We start from the raw sequence: 21,629 nt of genomic DNA on the forward strand, positions 1-21,629 counted from the left end.
TACACATCAGTACCGGCTGATCGAATGGTGCGCACATCTGTTGGTACCGTCAAGTACCAGGGCGTAGGAAAATGTACCTTCATGAGCATCGCGACTGAAAAACCAGCCCTTGCCGCTCCTTCGGGAGAGCCGGTTCACGAGCATTACTCGCGGCTGCTGGAAGGCATGGCGCGCGCCGTGGCAGCAAAGGGCTATGCGGAAACAACCATTGCCGACATCGTGCGCGAGGCGGCGGTTTCGCGCCGGACCTTCTACGAACACTTCACGACCAAATCGGAATGCCTGATCGCCCTGTACGAGGCAGCCAGCAAGCTGGCGCTGCGCGCGGTGAGCGAGGCCTTCGATCCGGCGCACCCCTGGCACGCGCAGGTGGAGCGGGCCATGACTGCCTACTTCGACTATCTTGCGCAGGACCCGGTGCTGCTGCGTACGTTGTTCATCGAGATACTCGGACTGGGAATGCCCGGCCTCGCGGCCCGGCGCCGAGTGAACGATGAGATTGCCAGCTTCATCCAGCTGGCAATCAATGGCAGCAGCGGCAACGCGCACGGTGGCCCGGCGGCGCACCTCACCAGCGAGATGGCCATGACGGTGGTGGGCGGCATCAACGAACTGGTGCTCCAGTCCATCGAGCAGAACCGGGCTGGAGATCTGAGCCAGTTGGTTTCGCCGGCTACGCGCCTGGTGCGCGCCGTGGCCGCCGAGAGCTTCAGGTAGCGGCCAGGTTGCGGCGAATCGGCCAGCCGATCAGGCCGGCTTGGCCTGCGCCGGGTCGTAGAAGAACTCTTCCTCGGCGATGCGGTCGCCCGCCCAGCGCTGCCAGGCGAGCTCTTCCATGCGCATGCCCTTGCCGCCCTTGAAGCGGAACTCGAACACCCACCGGATCACCACGTGGTCGCCGTTCACGAGCACGGGGCGCACGCAGGTCGAAACGACCGATTCGGTTCGCTCCAGCACCGCCTGCTCGTGCGCAACCAGCGTGGCGCGGCCGCACCGGGGCTCGGCCTGGTTCTCACGCATGGTCGCGTCTTCGGTGTAGTAGTTTTCGATGGCCTTGGCATGCGCGCCGCTTTCGACGGCGGCAATAAAGGCTTCGAGTCTTTCCGCGGAAGGCATCAGGTATTGGCTTTCATTTCACTGCGCCTGAAGCAACGGCTGCCGGCGGCGTTGCGGAGGCGGCCGGAGCAGCGGGCGCGGTGACGGCCACGGGCGCCTCGACCTTGTGCGGCACGGCTGCCGCAGCGTCGCCGGCATGGAACTTGACCACCAGCGGCACGATCAGCAGCGCGACGATGTTGATGATCTTGATCAGCGGGTTGACCGCCGGGCCGGCCGTGTCCTTGTAGGGGTCACCCACGGTGTCTCCGGTAACGGCGGCCTTGTGCGCCTCGGAGCCCTTGCCGCCGTGGTGGCCGTCTTCGATGTACTTCTTCGCGTTGTCCCATGCGCCGCCGCCCGTGCACATCGAAATGGCCACGAACAAGCCGGTGACGATGGTGCCCATCAGCAGACCGCCCAGCGCCTTGGGGCCGAGCAGCAGGCCGACCAGGATCGGCACCACCACCGGCAGCAGCGATGGGATCATCATTTCCTTGATGGCCGCGCCAGTCAGCATGCCGACGGCCTTGCCGTATTCGGGCTTGCCGGTGCCTTCCATGATGCCGGGAATGTCGCGGAACTGCCTGCGCACTTCTTCCACCACCGCGCCGGCCGCCCGGCCCACGGCTTCCATGGCCATGGCGCCGAACAGGTAGGGGATCAGCCCGCCGATGAACAGGCCGACGATCACCATCGGGTCGCTCAGGTTGAAGCTGATGGCCAGTCCGAAGCTCTCCAGCTTGTGGGTGTAGTCCGCAAAGAGCACCAGCGAGGCAAGGCCGGCCGAGCCGATGGCGTAGCCCTTGGTCACCGCTTTGGTGGTGTTGCCGACCGCGTCGAGCGGATCGGTCACGGCGCGCACGCTGTCGGGCAGTTCGCTCATCTCGGCAATGCCGCCGGCGTTGTCGGTGATGGGGCCGTAGGCATCGAGCGCCACCACGATGCCCGCCATGCTCAGCATCGACGTGGCGGCCACGGCAATGCCGTAGAGCCCTGCGAGCGCGTACGACGCCAGGATGGCAATGCAGACGAAGATCACGGGCCAGGCCGTGGAGCGCATCGAGACGCCCAGGCCCGCGATGATGTTGGTGCCATGGCCCGTGGTCGAGGCCTGCGCGATATGCCGCACCGGCTTGTACTGCGTGCCGGTGTAGTACTCGGTCACCCACACCAGCGCCGCGGTGAGCGCAAGGCCCACGAAGCAGGCGCCGAACAGCTTGAGCTGGCTGCCGCTCGGGGCGATGGCGTTGTCCGGAATGATCCAGCTGGTGACAAACCAGAACGCGATCAGCGACAGGATGCCCGCCACCGCCAGGCCCTTGTAGAGGGCCGGCATCACGTTGACCATGCCCGGCGAGGCCTTCACGAAGAAGCAGCCGACGATCGACGCGATGATCGACACGCCGCCCAATGCGAGCGGGTACAGCACCGCGTTGACCGGCGCCGCCGCCACCATGAGCGCGCCCAGCACCATGGTGGCGATGAGCGTGACCGCATAGGTCTCGAACAGGTCGGCCGCCATGCCGGCGCAGTCGCCGACGTTGTCGCCCACGTTGTCCGCAATCACGGCCGGGTTGCGGGGGTCGTCTTCCGGAATGCCGGCTTCGACCTTGCCCACCAGGTCGGCACCCACATCGGCGCCCTTGGTGAAGATGCCGCCGCCAAGCCGCGCGAAGATCGAGATCAGCGACGAGCCGAAGGCAAAGCCGATGAGCGGGTTGAGAATGGCCGAAAGGCTGCGGTCCGGCGTGAGATTGCCGTTGCCCGCCAGGAACCAGTAGAAGACCGAGACGCCCAGGAGGCCCAGCCCGACCACCAGCATGCCGGTGATGGCCCCGCCGCGAAACGCGACGTCAAGCGCCGGGCCGATGCCTTGCGTGGCCGCCTGCGCGGTACGCACGTTGGCGCGCACCGACACGTTCATGCCAATGAAGCCGCAGGCGCCCGAAAGCACCGCGCCCACCACGAAGCCCACGGCCGTGGTCGCATCCAGGAAGATGCCGATGAGGATGGCGAGGACGACGCCGACCACCGCAATGGTGGTGTACTGCTTGGCGAGGTAGGCCGATGCGCCGGCCTGGATGGCCGCCGCGATTTCCTGCATCCGGGCATTGCCCGGGTCCTTGGCGAGAATCCAACTTCGGGCCCAGAAACCGTAGCCGACGGCCACGAGGCCGCAGACGATGGCGAGTATCAGGGGGGTGTTGCCGATCATGCTTTGCTTCTCCATTCGTTCGTTGTGACTTGTGGAGACGGACAGCATGGGTCCTGCGCGCAACGCGTACGGGGCCCATGTTTTCCGTCGCGTTGCTTCCTCGAAGCTCGCTGCACCGAAGTGCGGAGCCGATTGGCCAACGGGTGCAATTTACAGGCAAAAACAGGAACGTGTGCGACCGGTCCGTGACACGGAAAGTAAACTCCGGGTTTGTCCCCATCTCTCCTCATACTTTTCAACTACTCGAAAACGTCATGTCCTTCGACAAAGTCTCCCCCGGCAAGAATATTCCCGACGCCTTCAATGTCGTGATCGAAATCCCGATGAATGCCGACCCGATCAAGTACGAAGTCGACAAGGAATCGGGCGCGATCTTCGTCGACCGCTTCATGACGACCGCGATGTATTACCCCGCCAACTACGGCTACGTGCCCCAGACGCTCTCGGGCGACGGCGACCCGGTCGACGTGCTGGTGATTGCACCGTACCCGCTCTTGCCCGGCGTGGTGGTGCCGTGCCGACCGCTCGGCATCCTGATGATGGAAGACGAAGCCGGCGTGGACGGCAAGGTGCTGGCGGTACCCACCGACAAGGTGCTGCCGATCTACAGCCACTGGAAGTCGGTCGACGACGTGAACCCGATGCGCCTGAAGGCCATCAGCCACTTCTTCGAGCACTACAAGGATCTGGAAGCCGGCAAGTGGGTCAAGGTGCTGGGCTGGGAAGGCATCGACGCCGCCAAGAAGGAAGTCGTCGACGGCATCGCTGCTTACAAGAAGTAAGCGGAGTAATTGAATAGTCGGTCCTGCCGAGGGGGCAGGGTGCCAGGCGGCGGGGCCTCAGCCCTGCGCCGCGTCGCTGGCCAGCCGCATCCACTCGCGATTGACGGAGCGTGCGTGCGAGTTCCAGTGGCGCGCGGCCTGCTGGAGTTCATTCCATTGGCGCTGTGCGCCGGCCATGTCGCCTTGCGTTGCCAGCCAGGCGATGTAGCGGGCACGGGCCTCGACCGTGTTGTACTGGCTCAGCGCGGCCTGGAAGGCTTCGCTGGCCTCCCCATGGCGCCCGTCGGCAGCAAGGGCGCGGGCGGTGAGCACGGCGACTTCGTCCTTTCGGTAGTCGTCACGAGAGCCGCGCAGGGCCTGGAGCGCCTGCAGCGCTTCGCGGCCCGAAGCCGCGCCGCCTGCGGCCAGCAGCGCGCTGGCCAGGCCGAATTGCAATTCAGGATCGGATGCGAGCGGGCCCTTCAGGGCGTCGCGGTAGTGCCCGACCGCATCGGCAGCCTGGCCCTTGTCGAGCGCGGCCTTGGCAAGACGCAGCTTGTTCTGCGCGGTGGGAGCGAGATCGTAGGCCTCGGTGGCCGCACGGTACTCGCGCTCGGGGTCGATAAAGCCTATGGCTGCGCTCGCCACTTTGCCCGCGGTGCGCTGCATGCGGGAGGCGGGCAGGTACTCGACCACAAAGTACACGACGCTGCCTAGCAGGGGGAAGCTGAAGAGAATGATGAGCCAGTACATCTGCTTGCCGTGGCGCATGGCATGCACGGCGAAGAACAGCGCAATGAGGATGTGCAGCCCCAGTCCGACGAACGGCATCTGTTTCTTTCTGTTATTGGATTGGGCGCGTTTATAGCAGCCCCGCATGGCGGCGGGCCGGCCGCGCCGCCGCGCCTCAGCTGGCCTTGAACGGGCTGCGTTCGCCCAGGTGGTCCATGTAGTTGCCGATGCCTTCTCCCTCGCGCTCGAGAAAGCGCTCGACCGCATCGGCAAACGCGGGGTGTGCCAGCCAATGGGCACTGGTGGTCTTGACCGGCATGAGCGCGCGCGCCATCTTGTGCTCGCCCTGTGCGCCGCCTTCGAATCGCCACACGCCATGCGCAATGCACCAGGCCAGCGGCTGGTAATAGCAGGCTTCGAAATGAAGGCAGTCGACGCGTTCCATGGCGCCCCAGTAGCGGCCATAGGCGACCAGCGCGCCGTCGTCATGCGTGGACAGCGCGATCAGGCTCGTGGCAATTGGTTTGCCTTCGCGCTCGGCAACGAACAGCAGCCACGCTTCGGGCATGGTCTCGGCCATGCGCTGGAAGAAGTCGCGCGAAAGATAGGGCGGATTGCCGTGCTCCCGATAGGTGCGCGCATAACAGCGATAGAAAAAGTCCCAGTCCGATGCCGCGATGTCGCCGCCGCGCGACCAGCGAAAGGTCACGCCCGCGTCGGCTACCTTGCGACGCTCCTGGCGGATCTTCTTGCGCTTGTCGTGCGAAAGGCTGGCAAGGAAGGACTCGAAGTCCGAATAAGGCTCGGCACCTTCAGCCCCGGCCGGGGCCGCATTGGTCCAGTGAAACTGCACCGTGTTGCGCAGCATCAGGCCCGCTTCGGTGCAAGCGGCAATATCGGCGTCGGCGCCGAACAGCAAATGCAACGACGAAAGTTCTTGCGTCTTGCACCAGGCCACCAAGGCCTGCACCAGCAGCGCGCGGGTTTGCGCATCGCGGGCCAGCAGACGTGCGCCGGGCACCGGCGTGAACGGCACCGCCACCACCGCCTTGGGGTAGTAGGCAAGCCCGTGCTGCTCGTAGGCGTTGGCCCAGGCCCAGTCGAAGACGTATTCGCCATAGGAGTGCGTCTTGATATAGACGGGACAGGCGCCCTGCAATTCGTCTTTGCACCAGAGCGTGACGAACTGCGGCGTCCATCCGCTCTCGGGCGAGGCGCTGCCGCTTTCGTGAAGCGCCGCAAGGTATTCGTAGCGCATGAAAGGCGACGGCTCGGCCTGGGCGTCGAGCAGCGCGTTCCATGCTTTCGGGTTCAGGTCCGACAGCGATGCCATCACCCGAATGACATAATCGTTCAAGCCTTTTTCTTCCTTCCGTATGACGCTCAAGCTCGCCGTCGCGCAACTCAATTTTGTGGTGGGCGACCTCGCCGGCAACGCGAAAAAAATTGTGGATGCCGCGCAGCAAGCCTACGCAGAGGGTGCGCGTCTTCTGCTGACGCCCGAACTCTCGATCGCTGGTTATGCGGCAGAGGATCTTTTCCTGCGGCCCGCTTTTACCGAAGCTTGCGATGATGCCGTGAAAGGCATTGCCGCTGCGCTCGCCGGTCTCAAAGACATGGTCGTGGTGGTGGGGCATCCGACGGGCGGGAGCCTCCGCAGCCGCTCGGTGGCGGTGCAGATGCGCTACAACGCCGCCAGCGTGATCAGGGAAGGGCGCATTCTTGAAACCTACGCCAAGCGCGAGCTGCCCAACTACCAGGTGTTCGACGAACGCCGCTATTTCACGCCGGGCCAGGGCACCTGCGTGTTCGAGGCCGGAGGCGTCTCGGTGGGCCTGCTCATCTGCGAGGACGCCTGGTTCGACGAGCCGGCCGAGCTGGCCCGCGCGGCCGGCGCCGAAGTTTTGGCGGTCATCAATGCGTCGCCGTACCACGTCGGCAAGGAAGGCGAGCGCGTGGCGCGAATGGCCGACCGAGCCCGCGCGGTTGGGCTGCCGCTCGTCTACGCGCACCTGGTCGGCGGCCAGGACGAAGTGGTTTTCGACGGAGCCTCGTTCGCGCTGCAGGCCGACGGCGCCCTGGCTGCGCAGGCCGAGAGCTTCAAGGAGCGCCTGGTTTTCATGCAACTGGAGCGGCCCGCGCAAGGCGGCGCAGGCATCGGCTTCGTGGCCGAGCCGCAAGCAATCGCGCCGCCGCGCGATGCCGAAGCCCAGCTGTGGGATGCACTGGTACTGGGCGTGCGGGACTACATCGGCAAAAACGGCTTTCCGGGGGCCGTCCTGGGGCTCTCTGGCGGCATCGATTCGGCACTGGTGCTTGCCATTGCAGTCGATGCGCTCGGCAAGGACAAGGTACGCGCGGTCATGATGCCTTCGCCCTACACGGCAGACATCAGCTGGATCGACGCGCGCGAGATGGCCAGCCGCCTGGGCGTGCGCTATGACGAAATTTCAATCAAGCACACCTTCGAATCGTTCACGGGCGCGCTGGCCGAGGAGTTCGAGGGCCTGCCCGAAGACACCGCCGAAGAGAACATCCAGGCCCGCATCCGCGGCACGCTCCTGATGGCGCTGTCGAACAAGTTCGGCTCGATTGTTCTCACCACCGGCAACAAGAGCGAAATGGCCACGGGCTACTGCACGCTGTACGGCGACATGGCGGGCGGGTTCGCGGTCATCAAGGACCTGCTGAAGACCACCGTGTTTGCGCTGGCCCGCTGGCGCAATGCCCATGACCCGTACGGCACCGGCGCCTCGCCGATTCCCGAACGGATCATCACGCGGCCGCCCAGCGCCGAACTGCGGCCCGACCAGACCGATCAGGACAGCCTGCCGCCGTACGACATCCTCGACGGCATCCTGGCACGCTACATGCAGGACGATGAGGGCATCGACGAGATCATTGCGGCGGGCTACGAACGCGCGGTGGTCGAGCGAGTTGCGCGGCTCATCAAGATCAATGAATACAAACGGCGCCAGGCGCCAGTGGGCATCCGGGTCACCCATCGCAGCTTCGGCAAAGATTGGCGTTACCCTATCACCAGCAAATTCAACGAAACCGCCGGAGCGCAAAAACCATGAAGCAGATCACCGCCATCGTCAAACCCTTCAAGCTCGAGGACGTGCGCGAAGCGCTGGCCGAAGTGGGGGTAACCGGCCTCACGGTGACCGAAGTCAAGGGCTTCGGCCGCCAGAAGGGGCACACGGAGCTCTATCGTGGTGCGGAATACGTAGTCGACTTCCTGCCGAAGATGAAAGTCGAAGTGGTCGTCAACGAGGGCGACGTGGAACGCTGCATCGAGGCCATCGTCAACTCGGCCCGCACGGGCAAGATCGGCGACGGGAAGATCTTCGTCACCGAAGTAGAGCGTATCGTGCGTATCCGCACCGGCGAAGAGAACGAAAATGCCGTTTGAACGGCGCACCGCCGGCTTGGCCCGAGGCTAGAGGTTTTCAGCCAGGCGATCGCCGCGGGGATGCAGCGGCACCTGGGCGCGCAGTGCGGTGAGCAGTTCGGTGGGGTTGGTGCCCGTACGGATGAGCTCCATCTGCCACTCGCCCATGAAGCCCTCGCGCACGCTGTGGGCCAGGAAGCCCAGCAGGCCGTCGTAGTAGCCGGCCGTGTTCAGGATGCCGGTCGGCTTGTCGTGATAGCCGAGCTGGCGCCAGGTCCAGATCTCGAACAGTTCCTCAAAGGTGCCGATGCCGCCCGGAAGAGCGATGAAGGCGTCGGCGCGCTCGCCCATCATGGCCTTGCGTTCATGCATGGTGTCGACCACGTGGAGCTCGTCGCAAAGCGTGTTGGCCAGCTCCCGGTCGACCAGCGCCTTTGGAATGATGCCGACCACGCGGCCGCCGGCATTGCGAGTGGCCTCGGCCACGGTGCCCATCAGGCCGGTGCGCCCGCCGCCGTAGATGAGTTGGCCGCGGTGCTGGCCAATCCACTGGCCGACCGCTTCGGCCGCCTTGGAGAACTCAGGGCGCTCGCCAGGGCGCGAGCCGCAATACACACAGATCGAAAATTCAGGATTCATCCCGCCATCATGCCTCGTGCGGGGGGTGCTTTCATGACGCGAAGCGCTGCCACAACGCCGCCAGCCAGATGCCTCCGCACAACATGAGAGACAGCAGAACGGCGGCGCTTCCCATGTCCTTGGCGCGCTTGGAAAGGTCGTGCCATTCGGGGCCGATGCGGTCGATCGCGGCTTCGACCGCCGTGTTGAGCAGCTCGACGATCATGACCAGAATGGCACTCCCGGCGAGCAGGGCGACTTCGAGCCAGCTGCGGCCGAGCCAGAAGGCGGCCGGGATCATCACGATCGCCATGATGGCTTCCTGGCGGAAGGCCGGCTCTCTCCAGCCCGCGCGAAGGCCGTGCAGCGAAATCAGCGTGGCGTGCCACACGCGCTCGAAACCCTTGCGCGCCTTTTGCGGATTGACGGCGGGGTCGGGAAGCTTGGGCAGGGCACTCATCGGCGGCTCATCGGCTTGGAGGTTATGAGCCGTGTGCCGGCCCAGGCGTCATGCCAGAACTGGCGCTCGGGGTGAAAGCGAGCCAGCACGGCCCACACGGCAATCCAGCCGAACAGCAGGACCAGCGTTTCGACAACCGGCACGCCCAGCAACGGATGCAATGCCAGCGGCGGCAGCAGCCAGACCCAACTCAGCACGTAGCGCAAGAAGGCCCGCGGCTGGGTGACGGGGCGGCCTTGCTTGTCCACGATCCGAATGTTCCAGGTTTTCATGCCCAGTGTCTGGCCCTTGGACCAGAACCAGACGAAGTACACGCCGAACACCACGAAGAGATAGGCCAGCAGCAGCGGGCGGCGCGTGTCGTCCATGGCGTTGCGCATCTGGCTCAGAGCGCTGAACAGCCAGGCCGACATCATGGCCACGGCGAACAGCAGCATGCCTTCGTAGAGCCAGCATGCCATTCGCCTCCACAGGCCTGGCACTATCGAAAGAGGAGCGCTGGTCGACGAGTCTGCGGGAGAGGATGAGGAATTCGATTCCGAAACTTCAGGGGAAGGTGAAACCATCGAAATCTTGTTCAGGGGGGCGACGGCTGCTCGGCCGGCCGTCCTGCGGCGGCGGAGGGCGCGGCAGAAGAGGGGGCCGGCACTTGCGCTTCGGCAGGGATGGGAGCGGACGGCGGCGAACCGGGAGCAGAAGCGGGAGCGACGGTCACGACGCCCGGCACCCGCTCCGGCGGCGATGCCACCATGACGGCCGCGGGTGCGGTGGCCGGCGTTGCCACTGCGGTCGCCGACGCGGGCGGCGCCAGCAAGATACGCGGCGTGTGCTGTCCAGAGGGCGTCACTGCGGGAACCATAACCAGCTTCTGGGCGGGAACGGGGCGCACCGGAACGGCGGCGCCGCGTGGCCTGGCGGGAGCGCGTTCCGCAAGCCGGCGCTTCTCTTCTTCGCTCAGTGCCTGGTATTGCTCCCATTTGGCCTTGCGCTCGTCGGCGGGCACGCTCTTGACTTCGGCGAAGTTGAGGCGTGCCTGCGCCCGCTGCTGGTTGCTCAGGGCGGCCCATTCGATCATGCGGCTGTGCAGGGTTGTTCGGTCATCGGCCGACATGTTCGCGTAGTTGCGTGACAGTGCCAGCCATTTGCGCTTTTGCCCCATGCTCAAAGTGTGCCAATGCGATGCGAGAGGCTGCAGCGCCTGCTGCTGCTCGGCCGTGAGCTCGCTCCAGGCCGGCTTGGTTGCCGCGGCAACTTTCGAGGAGGAGTGGTGCAATGCCGATGCTGGCCCACCCTGCGTGGATTCGGCAGCCTGCTTGAGCGATTCGGAGCGAGTTTGAGCGCTCGCGAGGCTCAGGCCGCCCAAGGCACCGAGACCGAAAAACGCCATGGCGAGCGCACCCGCCCAAATGACTGCGCCCGACGTTTGCGGGCGCATCAGGCGAGGTGTGGAAGCCCAGGAAACGGGGAGAGGTCGCATTGGTTCGTTCGGCAGGACTCAGTCGGAAGCGCCGTCCGACTTGAGAAACTGGGCGAACCCGGGGTCGGTGTAGGCGGCCGGGGGCAGGTCGTCCGTGAGCAGGGCGGAATCGACGTCCGCCAGTTCGCTGGCGCGGTCTTCGTCCTGCATGACGCTGATGGTGATCAGCCCGGCTACGAGCGCGATCAACGGGATCACCGAGCCGATGCGCGTCCACCAGCTACCGCCCATCGTGGCCACATTGCCGGACTGGATGACCGTGGACGCTGCACGCAACTGGGGCGCCTGCTTGCGCATTGCAACGGCCTGCGCCCGCGCCACGCGCAGCCGCTCGCCGATGTCGTGCGGCAGCTCCTGGCTGCCAGCCGACAGCCGCGCAGCCACGCGCTGGCCGAATTGATCTTCGGCGGCAAAAGAAGAGGTAGGAACCTTAGTGTTCATAGCGAAATTCCCTTGGCTTTGAGCGCCTTGCTCAAGGCGTGCACGGCCCGTGAACAATGGGTTTTGACGCTGCCTTCGGAGCAGCCCATTGCAGCGGCCGTCTCCGCCACATCCATTTCTTCCCAGTAACGCATCAGGAAAGCCTCTCGTTGACGACCCGGCAAAGCTGCGATCTGTTCTTCGATCTCGTGAAAGACCTGGGCGCGGCGGGTCGTGTCCTCGGCGCTCTCCGTTTCCCTAGAGTCGGTCGGGGAGACGAAGTTCTCCAGAAGATCGAAATCTCCGTCGTCGCCGGCCGCTTCGAAATCGCCGAGGTTCGAGAACAGGGCGCGCCGGGTTTTTTGCCGGCGGAACCAGTCGAGCGTGCAGTTCGACAGAATGCGCTGGAACAGCATCGGCAGCTCTTCCGGCGGCTTGTCTCCGTAATGCTGCGCCAGCTTCATCATGCTGTCCTGCACGATGTCGAGAGCCGCTTCCTCGTCCCTCACGTGATAGACCGAGCGCTTGAAAGCGCGCCGTTCGACGCTCTTCAGAAAGTCGGAAAGTTCTTGTTCAGTGGCCAAGCGAGAGGGGGCGCCGTGGGGCGCCGCGTGGGAATGGGGTGTCTGGAAGCGCTTATGTTTTCCGCCGCGGATTATGCCTTCCTGCCTTTCGTCGCGGTTTTCGCGCGAAGGCCGGCGCATCGATGTCATAATTCGCGTTGCAAGTCAAAAGGCAAACGGGTCACGGTCCGGCGGAACATCAGTCCGCTCATGGCTTTGGCCTCAAGTCCTGGCGCGACCCCACAAGGGTTGGCAAGGGGCACCCAAGGTTTTTCGTTCCCGAAAAAACTCCAAAGGTTGATCATGGAAATCTCGAAGGCGGAACTCGCTTCCGCAGCAGCCGCGTCCTCTGGCGCCGGCAATCAAACGCAAGAGCTCATGGGCGCTGAAGTGCTGGTCAAGGCACTGCAGGCCGAAGGCGTCCAGTACATCTGGGGCTATCCGGGCGGCGCGGTTCTGTACATCTACGACGCGTTCTACAAGCAGGACACCATCCAGCATGTGCTGGTGCGCCACGAGCAGGCAGCCGTCCACGCGGCCGACGGCTATGCGCGCGCCACGGGCGAGGTGGGCGTGGCGCTGGTTACCTCCGGCCCCGGGCTGACCAATGCGGTCACCGGCATTGCCACCGCGTACATGGACTCCATCCCGATGGTGATCATCTCGGGCCAGGTACCCACCGCCGCCATCGGTCTGGACGCCTTCCAGGAGTGCGACACCGTCGGCATCACGCGCCCCATCGTGAAGCACAACTTCCTCGTCAAGGACCCGAAAGACCTGGCCCTGACGATGAAAAAGGCCTTCCACATCGCACGCAGCGGCCGTCCGGGCCCGGTGGTGGTGGACGTGCCCAAGGACGTCTCGTTCAAGAAGACTCCTTATTCAGGCTATCCCGACAAGGTCGAGATGCGCTCGTACAACCCCGTGCGCAAGGGTCACGGCGGCCAGATCCGCAAGGCGCTGAACCTGCTGCTGAACGCCAAGCGCCCGTACATCTACACGGGCGGCGGCGTGCTGCTGGGCAACGCCACCAACGAACTGCGCACGCTGGTCGACATGCTCGGCTATCCGGTCACCAACACGCTGATGGGCCTTGGCGCCTACCCGGCGAGCGACCGCAAGTTTCTGGGCATGCTGGGCATGCACGGCACCATCGAAGCCAACAACGCCATGCAGAACTGCGACGTGCTGCTGGCCGTGGGAGCGCGCTTCGACGACCGCGTGATCGGCAACCCGAAGCACTTTGCGATGAACGATCGCAAGATCATCCACGTCGACATCGACCCCTCGAGCATCTCCAAGCGCGTGAAGGTCGACATTCCGATCGTGGGCGACGTGAAGGACGTGCTCACCGAACTGATCTCGATGATCCGCGAGAGCACCACCAAGCCCGACGCCGGCGCGCTGTCCGACTGGTGGAAGACCATCGAGGCCTGGCGCTCGCGCGACTGCCTCAAGTACGACCGCGACAACAAGGACGTCATCAAGCCGCAGTACGTGGTCGAAACCCTCTGGAACATGACCAAGGACGCCGACACGTACATCACGTCGGACGTCGGCCAGCACCAGATGTGGGCCGCGCAGTACTACCGCTTCGACGAGCCGCGCCGCTGGATCAACTCGGGTGGCTTGGGCACCATGGGCGTCGGTATTCCGTACGCCATGGGCATCAAGCTCGCCAAGCCCGACTCGGAAGTGTTCACCATCACCGGCGAAGGCTCGGTGCAGATGTGCATCCAGGAACTCTCCACCTGCCTGCAATACAACACGCCGATCAAGATCTGCTCGCTCAACAACCGCTACCTGGGCATGGTGCGCCAGTGGCAGGAGATCGAATACTCCGGCCGCTACAGCCACAGCTACATGGATGCGCTGCCCAACTTCGTGAAGCTGGCCGAGGCCTATGGCCACGTCGGCATGCTGATCGAGCGTCCACAAGACGTGGAGCCGGCGCTGCGCGAAGCGCGCAAGCTCAAGGACCGCACCGTGTTCATGGATTTCCGTACCGACCCCACCGAGAACGTGTTCCCGATGGTCAAGGCCGGCATGGGCATTACCGAAATGCTGTTGGGCTCCGAAGATCTCTGATCGCCGGCGCGTTCGCTCTTAACTTTACTGACGACGAATCTATTGCCCGCCAAGCCCGCGCATTACCGTGCACGGGGGAGGGCGGCGAAAAGAGGAGTCGCGCAAACATGAAACACATCATTGCAGTGCTGCTGGAAAACGAGCCCGGTGCTCTTTCCCGCGTGGTGGGCCTTTTTTCGGCCCGCGGCTACAACATCGAATCGCTCACCGTCGCGCCGACCGAGGACGCCAGCCTTTCGCGCATGACCATCGTCACCGCCGGCTCCGACGACGTGATCGAGCAGATCACCAAGCACCTGAACCGCCTGATCGAAGTGGTCAAGGTCGTCGACCTGACCGAAGGTGCCTATACCGAGCGCGAGCTCATGATGGTCAAGGTGCGCGCCGTGGGCAAGGAACGCGAAGAAATGATGCGCATGGCCGAGATCTTTCGTGGCCGCATCATCGACGTCACCGACAAGAGCTACACCATCGAACTCACCGGCGACCACGGCAAGAACGATGCTTTCTTGGAAGCAATCGACCGTAGCGCTATCCTCGAGACTGTCCGCACCGGCGCCAGCGGCATCGGGCGCGGCGAGCGCATCCTGCGCGTGTAGGGGGTGAAGATCCCCTCAGTTCCAATGTTCTAAACCAACACATGAGGAGAAGGTAATGCAAGATTTGCTGGGTTTCGAGAAGATGGTGACACCGATCATCATTCGGATTCTGTACTTCCTCGGGTTGCTGGGCGTGCTCGCTGCAACGGTCGTTTCGTTGTTCCAGGGGCGCTTCCTCGCTGCCATCGGCATCCTCGTTTTCGGCGCGATCATGGTTCGCGTCTACAGCGAACTGCTGATCCTGCTGTTCCGCATTCACGACAACCTCGTGTCGATCAACCATCAAATGAAGGACCGGAATCCCTCCGGCCAACTGTGAGTGAAAGCACCCCCGCCCTGGGGGTGCTCGAGATTAAATAGGAAAGACGCATCATGAAGGTTTACTACGACAAGGACGCCGACCTCAGCCTCATCAAGGGCAAGACGGTCGCAATCATCGGTTACGGGTCGCAAGGTCACGCGCACGCGCAGAACCTGAACGACAGCGGCGTCAAGGTCGTGGTCGGCCTGCGCAAGGGTGGCGCTTCGTGGGACAAGGTCGGCAAGGCCGGCCTGCAGGTCGCCGAAGTGGCCGACGCGGTGAAAGCCGCCGACGTCGTCATGATCCTGCTGCCCGACGAGCAGATTGCCAACGTCTACAAGAACGACGTGGCCCCGCACATCAAGGAAGGCGCTTCGCTCGTCTTCGCGCACGGCTTCAACGTGCACTACGGTTTCGTGCAGCCGCGCGCCGACCTCGACGTGTGGATGGTGGCTCCCAAGGCCCCCGGCCACACCGTTCGCAGCACCTACACGCAGGGCGGCGGCGTGCCCCACCTCGTGGCCGTGCACCAGGACAAGACCGGCAAGGCGCGTGACCTCGCGCTGAGCTACGCCACCGCCAACGGCGGCGGCAAGGCCGGCATCATCGAGACCAACTTCCGCGAAGAAACCGAGACCGATCTTTTCGGCGAACAAGCGGTTCTGTGCGGCGGCACGGTCGAGCTGATCAAGGCTGGTTTCGAAACGCTGGTGGAAGCCGGCTACGCGCCCGAAATGGCGTACTTCGAATGCCTGCACGAGCTCAAGCTCATCGTCGACCTGATCTATGAAGGCGGCATCGCCAACATGAACTACTCGATCTCGAACAATGCCGAATACGGCGAATATGTCACGGGCCCTCGCATCGTGACCGACGAGACCAAGAAGGTCATGAAGCAAGTGCTGCGGGACATCCAGACGGGCGAATACGCCAAGAGCTTCGTGCTCGAAGCCGCTGCCGGCCAGCCCGCGCTGATCAGCCGCCGTCGCCTGAACGCAGAGCACCAGATCGAAGTCGTGGGCGAAAAGCTGCGCGCGATGATGCCCTGGATCAAGAAGAACAAGCTGGTCGACCAGACCCGCAACTGATCCACAAAATGAAGCGGGCGCCGCGGCGCCTGTTTTCCGAGGGCCACCCGCTGGGGTGGCCTTTTTCATGTGGGGCGCACCATGCCCCTGAACTACACTGCGAACCCATGCGATTCACAGATCAAGATGCTATCGAATGGGTAGCCGTTCGCGCAGTGCCCATGAGGGACGGAGGCAAACTCAATGCATGACGACACGGTTCCCGACGAAGTGCCGCCGCGCAAGCGCCGCAAGGGCATCTACATTCTGCCGAACCTGTTCACGCTCGCCGCGCTGTTCGGCGGCTTCTATTCGGTCGTGATGGCAATGAACGGGCGCTTCGATCTTGCGGCGCTCGGCGTGTTTGCCGCCATGATTCTCGACAGCCTGGACGGCCGCGTGGCCCGCATGACCAACACGCAAAGCGCGTTCGGCGAGCAGATGGATTCGCTGTCCGACATGGTGTCGTTCGGTGCGGCGCCCGCGCTCATCGCCTACGAGTGGTCGCTCAAGGGCCTGGGACGCTGGGGCTGGATTGCGGCTTTTGTGTATTGCGCCTGCGCGGCGCTGCGGCTCGCACGCTTCAACGTCAACACCGGTGTGGTGGACAAGCGCTGGTTCCAGGGGCTTCCGTCGCCGGCCGCGGCCGCGCTGGTGGCCGGGTTCATCTGGCTCATGACCGAATGGGGCAAGCGAGGCGGCGAGGTGCTGTACCTCTCTTGGACGCAGATCACATGGATCACCTTCGCGTTCACGCTCTACGCCGGTCTTTCGATGGTCACCAACGCGCCGTTCTACAGCTTCAAGGACGTGCAGATGAAAAAGAGCGTGCCGTTCGTGGTGATCGTGCTGATCGCCCTGGGCATTGCGGTCATCAACATCCACCCGCCCACGGTGCTGTTCGGATTGTTCGTTGCCTACGGCCTGAGCGGCTACGTGGTTTATGCGTGGCGCAAGGCCAAGGGACAGCAGGCCAGCGTGATCAGCACCTCGACCGAAGAGCCGGACGAGCGGGGCTTGCATAACTGACCGCGGCTTGTGCTACATTCGCAATCCTCATGACCAAGATTTCGCTGCTGGCCCTACTAGCCCTCCCTCACGGGCGGAGACGGTAGCGCACGCGCAAATCCCTCACCACGGCCCGTTCGCACCAGCAACGGGCCGTTTGTTTTTGGGGTTGCTGGTTGATTCCCAACCATCCAGAGAAATCGACATGCTCAAGCAACCTCAAGCCAAATACCGCGCATTCGCCCCGATCGGCCTCAAGGACCGCACCTGGCCCGATGCCGTGCTGACCAAGGCGCCCATCTGGCTGTCGACGGACCTGCGCGATGGCAACCAGGCCTTGGTGGAGCCGATGGACATTGCGCGCAAGATGCGCATGTTCGAGACGCTCGTGGCCATCGGTTTCAAGGAAATCGAAGTCGGCTTTCCGTCTGCTTCGCAAGTCGAATTCGACTTCGTACGCAAGCTCATCGAGGAAGACCGCATTCCCGACGACGTGACGATCCAGGTGCTGACGCAGGCGCGCGACCACCTCGTTGCGCGCACCTTCGAATCGCTGCAAGGCGCGCCGCGCGCCATCGTTCACCTCTACAACGCAGTGGCCCCGGTGATGCGCCGCGTGGTGCTCGGCATGGACGAAGACCAGATCGTCGAGCTGGCCAGCAGCCACGCGCGCATGTTCAACGAATTTGCCGCGAAGCAGCCCGCAACCAAGTGGACCTTTCAGTACTCGCCCGAAATGTTCTCGGGCACCGATGTCGTGTTTTCCAAGCGCGTGGTCGATGCGGTCACCGAAGTCTGGGCGCCGACGCCCGAGCACAAGTGCATCGTCAACCTGCCCACCACAGTGGAGCATTCCACGCCGAACATCTTTGCGGACATGATCGAGTGGATGCACCGCAACCTTGCACGCCGCGATTCCATCGTGCTGTGCGTGCACCCGCACAACGACCGCGGCACCGGCACCGCAGCCGGTGAGCTGGCGCTGATGGCCGGTGCCGAGCGCATCGAAGGCTGCCTTTTCGGCAACGGCGAGCGCACCGGCAACCTCGACCTCGTGAACGTTGCGCTCAATCTCTACACACAAGGCGTTTCGCCTGAACTCGATTTCTCGAACATCGACGAGATCCGCGCGACGGTCGAGCACTGCAACCAGATCCCGGTGCATCCGCGCCACCCGTATGTGGGCGACCTCGTCTACACCTCGTTCTCGGGTTCGCACCAGGACGCGATCAAGAAGGCCTTTGCAGCGCGCAAGGAGGGCGACATCTGGGACATGCCGTACCTCCCCATCGATCCGAAGGACGTGGGACGCAGCTACGAGGCCGTGATTCGCGTCAACAGCCAGTCGGGCAAGGGCGGCATGGCCTATCTGCTCGAGAGCGAATACGGCATCGAGATGCCGCGCCGCCTGCAGATGGAGTTCATGCAGGCCGTCCAGCGCGTGATGGACGTGGCCGGCAAGGAACTCACTGCGGCAGACCTCTGGCAGCTGTTCGTTCGCGAATACGGCATCGAGGCCGCGCATTCGCTGCAGCACCGCGTGCTCGAGGAAGAAGGCGAGGGCGCCAGTGCTTCGGTGGTGCTGCGCGGCAACCTGCCGTGGGAGGGTGAAGTCCGCGCCATCGAAGGCCGCGGCAACGGGCCGATCGATGCTTTCACCCAGGCGCTGAGCAAGGCCACTGGCCATACCGTGCGTGTGATGGACTATCACCAGCATGCGATCGGTGCGGGTGCCGATGCCAGGTCGGTGGCGTACCTCGAACTGCGCGTGGACGAAGCCCAGACACTCTTCGGCGTGGGCATCGACGCGGACGTGATCTCCGCCTCGCTCAAGGCCATTGTCTCGGGCGTGCAGCGCGCACGGAGCCGGGGCGCGCACAGCGCACAATCGGTGGTTGAGCTCGCCTGACGCTGTCCGCCGCCGTGCGCGCAGGGTGCGAAACGACCAAAAGGAACAAAGGAGTCCACGATGACCGACCAACTGATTATTTTCGACACCACCCTGCGCGACGGCGAGCAGTCGCCCGGCGCCTCGATGACGCGCGACGAGAAGCTGCGCATCGCCAAGCAACTCGAGCGACTGAAGGTGGATGTCATCGAGGCCGGTTTTCCGGCCAGCTCGAACGGCGACTTCGAAGCGGTCAAGGCCATTGCCAACGCCATCAAGGATTCGACGATTTGCGGCCTCTCGCGCGCCAACGATCGCGACATTTCGCGTGCGGCCGAAGCGCTCAAGGGCGCTGCGCGCGGGCGCATCCACACCTTCATCGCAACGTCGCCGCTTCACATGGAAAAGAAGCTGCGCATGTCGCCGGACGAGGTGCATGAGCAAGCCAGGCTTGCTGTGCGCTTTGCGCGCAACCTCGTGGGAGACGTGGAGTTCAGCCCCGAAGACGGCTACCGCAGCGACCCCGACTTTCTCTGCCGCGTGCTCGAAACCGTGATCAACGAGGGCGCCACCACCATCAACGTGCCCGACACCGTGGGCTACGCCATTCCCGAGCTGTACGGCAACTTCATCAAGATGCTGCGCGAGCGCGTGCCCAACAGCGACAAGGCCATCTGGTCGGTGCATTGCCACAACGACCTCGGAATGGCCGTGGCCAACTCGCTGGCCGGCGTGAAGATCGGCGGCGCACGCCAGGTCGAGTGCACCATCAACGGCCTGGGCGAGCGGGCGGGCAACTGCTCGCTCGAAGAAATCGTCATGGCCGTGAAGACCCGCAAGGACTACTTCGGGCTCGAACTGAATGTCGACGCCCGGCACATCGTGGCCGCGAGCCGCATGGTGAGCCAGACCACGGGCTTCGTGGTGCAGCCCAACAAGGCCGTGGTGGGCGCCAATGCCTTTGCGCATGCTTCGGGCATTCACCAGGACGGCGTGCTCAAGGCGCGCGACACCTACGAGATCATGCGGGCCGAAGACGTGGGCTGGACGGCCAACAAGATCGTGCTGGGCAAGCTCAGCGGGCGCAACGCATTCAAGCAGCGCCTGCAAGACCTGGGCGTGACCATGGGCAGCGAAGCCGACATCAATGCCGCGTTCCTGCGCTTCAAGGAGCTGGCCGACCGCAAGTCGGAGATTTTTGACGAGGACATCCTCGCGCTCGTCAGCGCAGAAGAATTGGCGCACGTTGATGAACAGTTCGCTTTTGTGTCGCTTTCCCAGCACAGCGAAACGGGCGAGCGCCCCCAGGCCAAGGTCGTCTTTACCGTTCGGGGCAAGGAAGTCACCGGCGAATCCGACGGCAATGGCCCGGTTGATGCTTCTCTGAAGGCCATTGAATCGCTTGTCAAGAGCGGCGCCGAGATGGTGCTTTACTCGGTTAATGCGATTAGTGGCTCGACAGAAAGCCAAGGGGAAGTTACAGTTCGGTTACAAAATGCAGGGCGGGTAGTGAATGGAGTAGGCGCGGACCCCGACATCGTGGTCGCATCGGCCAAGGCTTATTTGAGTGCGCTCAATAAGTTACAGAGCCAAGCTGAGAGAGTGGCGGCACAAGGTTAGTTTTACGAGTGATCCTTGGATTCGAGTGAAGAAAAGGACGCAAGTAACTGATATTGCGTGCCTTTTTTGATTTCGATACACTGCGGTTCTCATTTTGCCGCTGGAGATTTATTAATGCCCGAAACCCGCCCCCGCCGAGTTTCCAGCCAGCGGTTCTTGCCCGCAGTCAAATTCGTCGCCGTCGCGCTTTGCGCCACGGCGTTTTTGCTGTCCGGTGCACAGGCCGCCAAGAAGGAAAAAACAACTGTCGCGAAGACGTCCACGGCCAAGAAAGCCGCAGGACCCGTGCCAGTGGAAGTCAAGCGTTCGGCCAAGACGCCGCGCGCTGCCGTGGTCGCCAAGCGCAGCGGCAAGGCCGACCGAAGCGAAAAGGTCGTCCGTGGTGGCCGCAACGTGGTGGCCTCCATTCGCCAAAAGAACGGCAAGACCGTGGTTGCCGTGCAACGCCGTTCGGTCGTTCGCGTCGAAACGCCGGCACGCCAGTCGTTCGGCCAACTGGCCGGCTTGCACGGAACCGAAGACGTGCTCGACCTGAAGTCGAGCGTTGCACTGGTGATCGACCAGGACACGCATGAAGTGCTGTTCAGCAAGAACGATCATGCGGTGCTCCCGATTGCATCGCTCACCAAGCTGATGACCGGCTTGCTGATCAGCGAAGCCCATCTCCCGAACGACGAACTGATTACCATCACCCAGGACGACGTCGACACCGAAAAGGGCAGCCGTTCGCGCCTTACCGTGGGCACCACGCTGTCGCGCGGCGAGCTTCTGCACCTGGCCCTGATGTCGAGCGAAAACCGCGCAGCGCATGCGCTGGGTCGCACCTATCCGGGTGGCCTTGCAACCTTCGTGAGCATCATGAACGCCAAGGCAAAGATGCTCGGCATGAAGGACACGCGCTACGTGGAGCCCACCGGCCTCTCGAGCCGCAACCAGTCGAGCGCACAAGATCTGGCGCTGCTCGTCAATGCCGCTTATTCCGACGCCACCGTGCGTTCGCTGTCGACCTCGCCTGAATACCAGGTCGAAGTTGGCAACCGCGTGCTGCAGTTCAACACCACCAACCGTCTCGTGAAGAGCCCAGACTGGGAAATCGGCCTGCAGAAGACGGGCTACATCTCCGAAGCGGGCCAGTGCCTCGTGATGCAGGCCAAGGTGGCCGGGCGCAAGCTCATCATGGTGTTCCTGGACTCGGCCGGCAAGTACAGCCGTATCGCCGATGCGGAGCGGGTTCGCCGCTGGGTCGAGGCAGCACATGCCTCCACCGGCTCGCCGGCAGCCTCGCGCAGCAACGCGACCTACCAGGTCGCCGGCTGAACG

Annotated in this window: 23 protein-coding genes; 12 read left to right on the forward strand and 11 right to left on the reverse strand. The window is 63.7% G+C overall.

The window, feature by feature from the left end:
- Positions 1 to 81 precede the first annotated feature (81 nt).
- Positions 82 to 717 carry a TetR/AcrR family transcriptional regulator gene (locus GOQ09_RS12375; protein WP_157613676.1) on the forward strand — a complete coding sequence of 212 codons (636 nt, stop codon included), beginning with the start codon at positions 82 to 84 and terminating at the stop codon, positions 715 to 717.
- A 30-nt stretch (positions 718 to 747) separates the two neighbouring features.
- Here the strand turns inward: GOQ09_RS12375 and GOQ09_RS12380 are convergent, their stop codons facing one another.
- Both GOQ09_RS12380 and GOQ09_RS12385 read right to left on the reverse strand, forming a co-directional pair.
- On the reverse strand, positions 748 to 1,116 hold the full coding sequence (locus GOQ09_RS12380) for a nuclear transport factor 2 family protein (RefSeq protein WP_157613677.1): 369 nt from the start codon (positions 1,114 to 1,116) through the stop codon (positions 748 to 750).
- A 13-nt stretch (positions 1,117 to 1,129) separates the two neighbouring features.
- Complete coding sequence (locus tag GOQ09_RS12385; RefSeq protein ID WP_157613678.1) at positions 1,130 to 3,313, reverse strand: sodium-translocating pyrophosphatase; 2,184 nt, start codon at positions 3,311 to 3,313, stop codon at positions 1,130 to 1,132.
- A 254-nt stretch (positions 3,314 to 3,567) separates the two neighbouring features.
- On the opposite strand from GOQ09_RS12385, the gene ppa reads away from it, so the two are divergent.
- Positions 3,568 to 4,095, forward strand: coding sequence for an inorganic diphosphatase (gene ppa, locus GOQ09_RS12390; protein WP_021007095.1), 528 nt, complete (start codon positions 3,568 to 3,570; stop codon positions 4,093 to 4,095).
- A gap of 57 nt (positions 4,096 to 4,152) precedes the next feature.
- Here ppa and GOQ09_RS12395 read toward each other — a convergent pair whose 3' ends face one another.
- A complete protein-coding gene (locus GOQ09_RS12395; RefSeq protein WP_157613679.1) occupies positions 4,153 to 4,905 on the reverse strand; it encodes a hypothetical protein in 753 nt (250 codons plus the stop codon).
- A gap of 76 nt (positions 4,906 to 4,981) precedes the next feature.
- The gene (locus GOQ09_RS12400; RefSeq protein ID WP_157613680.1) at positions 4,982 to 6,163 is read right to left on the reverse strand and encodes a GNAT family N-acetyltransferase; all 1,182 of its coding nucleotides are present in this window, start codon (positions 6,161 to 6,163) and stop codon (positions 4,982 to 4,984) included.
- A 19-nt stretch (positions 6,164 to 6,182) separates the two neighbouring features.
- Here GOQ09_RS12400 and GOQ09_RS12405 point away from each other — a divergent pair, with 19 nt between their 5' ends.
- Together GOQ09_RS12405 and GOQ09_RS12410 are read left to right on the forward strand one after the other, a co-directional pair.
- Positions 6,183 to 7,886, forward strand: a complete 1,704-nt coding sequence (locus GOQ09_RS12405) for an NAD+ synthase (protein ID WP_157613681.1) — start codon at positions 6,183 to 6,185, stop codon at positions 7,884 to 7,886.
- Complete coding sequence (locus GOQ09_RS12410) at positions 7,883 to 8,221, forward strand: P-II family nitrogen regulator (protein ID WP_126746480.1); 339 nt, start codon at positions 7,883 to 7,885, stop codon at positions 8,219 to 8,221. Before GOQ09_RS12405 ends, GOQ09_RS12410 begins: the two co-directional genes overlap by 4 nt.
- A 27-nt stretch (positions 8,222 to 8,248) precedes the next feature.
- Here GOQ09_RS12410 and GOQ09_RS12415 read toward each other — a convergent pair whose 3' ends face one another.
- The 6 genes from GOQ09_RS12415 to GOQ09_RS12440 all read right to left on the reverse strand — a co-directional run bounded on the left by GOQ09_RS12415 (position 8,249) and on the right by GOQ09_RS12440 (position 11,759).
- Complete coding sequence (locus GOQ09_RS12415) at positions 8,249 to 8,839, reverse strand: TIGR00730 family Rossman fold protein (RefSeq protein WP_157613682.1); 591 nt, start codon at positions 8,837 to 8,839, stop codon at positions 8,249 to 8,251.
- Positions 8,840 to 8,870: 31 nt separating this feature from the next.
- Entirely contained in the window at positions 8,871 to 9,278 is a 408-nt protein-coding gene (locus tag GOQ09_RS12420) for a diacylglycerol kinase (protein ID WP_157613683.1), read from the reverse strand.
- Positions 9,275 to 9,739, reverse strand: coding sequence for an RDD family protein (locus tag GOQ09_RS12425; protein WP_242631094.1), 465 nt, complete (start codon positions 9,737 to 9,739; stop codon positions 9,275 to 9,277). Before GOQ09_RS12425 ends, GOQ09_RS12420 begins: the two co-directional genes overlap by 4 nt.
- 116 nt (positions 9,740 to 9,855) lie before the next feature.
- Positions 9,856 to 10,713 carry a DUF3106 domain-containing protein gene (locus tag GOQ09_RS12430; RefSeq protein ID WP_242631095.1) on the reverse strand — a complete coding sequence of 286 codons (858 nt, stop codon included), beginning with the start codon at positions 10,711 to 10,713 and terminating at the stop codon, positions 9,856 to 9,858.
- A 60-nt stretch (positions 10,714 to 10,773) separates the two neighbouring features.
- The gene (locus tag GOQ09_RS12435; RefSeq protein WP_157613686.1) at positions 10,774 to 11,196 is read right to left on the reverse strand and encodes a DUF3619 family protein; all 423 of its coding nucleotides are present in this window, start codon (positions 11,194 to 11,196) and stop codon (positions 10,774 to 10,776) included.
- Positions 11,193 to 11,759 carry an RNA polymerase sigma factor gene (locus tag GOQ09_RS12440; RefSeq protein ID WP_093019119.1) on the reverse strand — a complete coding sequence of 189 codons (567 nt, stop codon included), beginning with the start codon at positions 11,757 to 11,759 and terminating at the stop codon, positions 11,193 to 11,195. The genes GOQ09_RS12435 and GOQ09_RS12440 overlap by 4 nt, the downstream gene beginning before the upstream one ends.
- 282 nt (positions 11,760 to 12,041) lie before the next feature.
- On the opposite strand from GOQ09_RS12440, the gene GOQ09_RS12445 reads away from it, so the two are divergent.
- From GOQ09_RS12445 to GOQ09_RS12475, 7 genes are all read left to right on the forward strand, one after another.
- On the forward strand, positions 12,042 to 13,826 hold the full coding sequence (locus GOQ09_RS12445; RefSeq protein ID WP_157613687.1) for an acetolactate synthase 3 catalytic subunit: 1,785 nt from the start codon (positions 12,042 to 12,044) through the stop codon (positions 13,824 to 13,826).
- A 107-nt stretch (positions 13,827 to 13,933) separates the two neighbouring features.
- The gene (ilvN, locus tag GOQ09_RS12450; protein WP_012747479.1) at positions 13,934 to 14,425 is read left to right on the forward strand and encodes an acetolactate synthase small subunit; all 492 of its coding nucleotides are present in this window, start codon (positions 13,934 to 13,936) and stop codon (positions 14,423 to 14,425) included.
- A gap of 55 nt (positions 14,426 to 14,480) precedes the next feature.
- Positions 14,481 to 14,744, forward strand: a complete 264-nt coding sequence (locus GOQ09_RS12455) for a DUF4282 domain-containing protein (RefSeq protein WP_157613688.1) — start codon at positions 14,481 to 14,483, stop codon at positions 14,742 to 14,744.
- Between the two features lie 53 nt (positions 14,745 to 14,797).
- Positions 14,798 to 15,814, forward strand: a complete 1,017-nt coding sequence (gene ilvC / locus GOQ09_RS12460) for a ketol-acid reductoisomerase (protein ID WP_007834233.1) — start codon at positions 14,798 to 14,800, stop codon at positions 15,812 to 15,814.
- 183 nt (positions 15,815 to 15,997) lie between these two features.
- On the forward strand, positions 15,998 to 16,822 hold the full coding sequence (gene pssA, locus GOQ09_RS12465) for a CDP-diacylglycerol--serine O-phosphatidyltransferase (protein WP_055800083.1): 825 nt from the start codon (positions 15,998 to 16,000) through the stop codon (positions 16,820 to 16,822).
- 184 nt (positions 16,823 to 17,006) lie between these two features.
- Positions 17,007 to 18,710 (forward strand): 2-isopropylmalate synthase, encoded by a 1,704-nt coding sequence (leuA, locus tag GOQ09_RS12470; RefSeq protein WP_157613689.1) that lies wholly within the window; start codon positions 17,007 to 17,009, stop codon positions 18,708 to 18,710.
- A 60-nt stretch (positions 18,711 to 18,770) separates the two neighbouring features.
- On the forward strand, positions 18,771 to 20,309 hold the full coding sequence (locus GOQ09_RS12475) for a 2-isopropylmalate synthase (protein WP_157613690.1): 1,539 nt from the start codon (positions 18,771 to 18,773) through the stop codon (positions 20,307 to 20,309).
- An 89-nt stretch (positions 20,310 to 20,398) separates the two neighbouring features.
- Here GOQ09_RS12475 and GOQ09_RS26350 read toward each other — a convergent pair whose 3' ends face one another.
- Positions 20,399 to 20,578, reverse strand: coding sequence for a hypothetical protein (locus GOQ09_RS26350; protein WP_242631096.1), 180 nt, complete (start codon positions 20,576 to 20,578; stop codon positions 20,399 to 20,401).
- A gap of 22 nt (positions 20,579 to 20,600) precedes the next feature.
- On the opposite strand from GOQ09_RS26350, the gene GOQ09_RS12480 reads away from it, so the two are divergent.
- A complete protein-coding gene (locus GOQ09_RS12480) occupies positions 20,601 to 21,626 on the forward strand; it encodes a serine hydrolase (protein WP_242631097.1) in 1,026 nt (341 codons plus the stop codon).
- Positions 21,627 to 21,629: the final 3 nt, after the last annotated feature.

Source organism: Variovorax paradoxus (assembly GCF_009755665.1).
Classification (GTDB): Bacteria; Pseudomonadota; Gammaproteobacteria; order Burkholderiales; family Burkholderiaceae_C; genus Variovorax; species Variovorax paradoxus_G.

Bases quoted from the DNA above. Each gene is read 5' to 3' on its own strand.
- GOQ09_RS12375 (WP_157613676.1), top strand. From the start codon at position 82: ATGAGCATCGCGACTGAAAAACCAGCCCTTGCCGCTCCTTCGGGAGAG.
- GOQ09_RS12380 (WP_157613677.1), bottom strand. From the start codon at position 1,116: ATGCCTTCCGCGGAAAGACTCGAAGCCTTTATTGCCGCCGTCGAAAGC.
- GOQ09_RS12385 (WP_157613678.1), bottom strand. From the start codon at position 3,313: ATGATCGGCAACACCCCCCTGATACTCGCCATCGTCTGCGGCCTCGTG.
- ppa (WP_021007095.1), top strand. From the start codon at position 3,568: ATGTCCTTCGACAAAGTCTCCCCCGGCAAGAATATTCCCGACGCCTTC.
- GOQ09_RS12395 (WP_157613679.1), bottom strand. From the start codon at position 4,905: ATGCCGTTCGTCGGACTGGGGCTGCACATCCTCATTGCGCTGTTCTTC.
- GOQ09_RS12405 (WP_157613681.1), top strand. From the start codon at position 6,183: ATGACGCTCAAGCTCGCCGTCGCGCAACTCAATTTTGTGGTGGGCGAC.
- GOQ09_RS12410 (WP_126746480.1), top strand. From the start codon at position 7,883: ATGAAGCAGATCACCGCCATCGTCAAACCCTTCAAGCTCGAGGACGTG.
- GOQ09_RS12415 (WP_157613682.1), bottom strand. From the start codon at position 8,839: ATGAATCCTGAATTTTCGATCTGTGTGTATTGCGGCTCGCGCCCTGGC.
- GOQ09_RS12420 (WP_157613683.1), bottom strand. From the start codon at position 9,278: ATGAGTGCCCTGCCCAAGCTTCCCGACCCCGCCGTCAATCCGCAAAAG.
- GOQ09_RS12425 (WP_242631094.1), bottom strand. From the start codon at position 9,739: ATGGCATGCTGGCTCTACGAAGGCATGCTGCTGTTCGCCGTGGCCATG.
- GOQ09_RS12430 (WP_242631095.1), bottom strand. From the start codon at position 10,713: ATGCGCCCGCAAACGTCGGGCGCAGTCATTTGGGCGGGTGCGCTCGCC.
- GOQ09_RS12435 (WP_157613686.1), bottom strand. From the start codon at position 11,196: ATGAACACTAAGGTTCCTACCTCTTCTTTTGCCGCCGAAGATCAATTC.
- GOQ09_RS12445 (WP_157613687.1), top strand. From the start codon at position 12,042: ATGGAAATCTCGAAGGCGGAACTCGCTTCCGCAGCAGCCGCGTCCTCT.
- ilvN (WP_012747479.1), top strand. From the start codon at position 13,934: ATGAAACACATCATTGCAGTGCTGCTGGAAAACGAGCCCGGTGCTCTT.
- GOQ09_RS12455 (WP_157613688.1), top strand. From the start codon at position 14,481: ATGCAAGATTTGCTGGGTTTCGAGAAGATGGTGACACCGATCATCATT.
- ilvC (WP_007834233.1), top strand. From the start codon at position 14,798: ATGAAGGTTTACTACGACAAGGACGCCGACCTCAGCCTCATCAAGGGC.
- pssA (WP_055800083.1), top strand. From the start codon at position 15,998: ATGCATGACGACACGGTTCCCGACGAAGTGCCGCCGCGCAAGCGCCGC.
- leuA (WP_157613689.1), top strand. From the start codon at position 17,007: ATGCTCAAGCAACCTCAAGCCAAATACCGCGCATTCGCCCCGATCGGC.
- GOQ09_RS12475 (WP_157613690.1), top strand. From the start codon at position 18,771: ATGACCGACCAACTGATTATTTTCGACACCACCCTGCGCGACGGCGAG.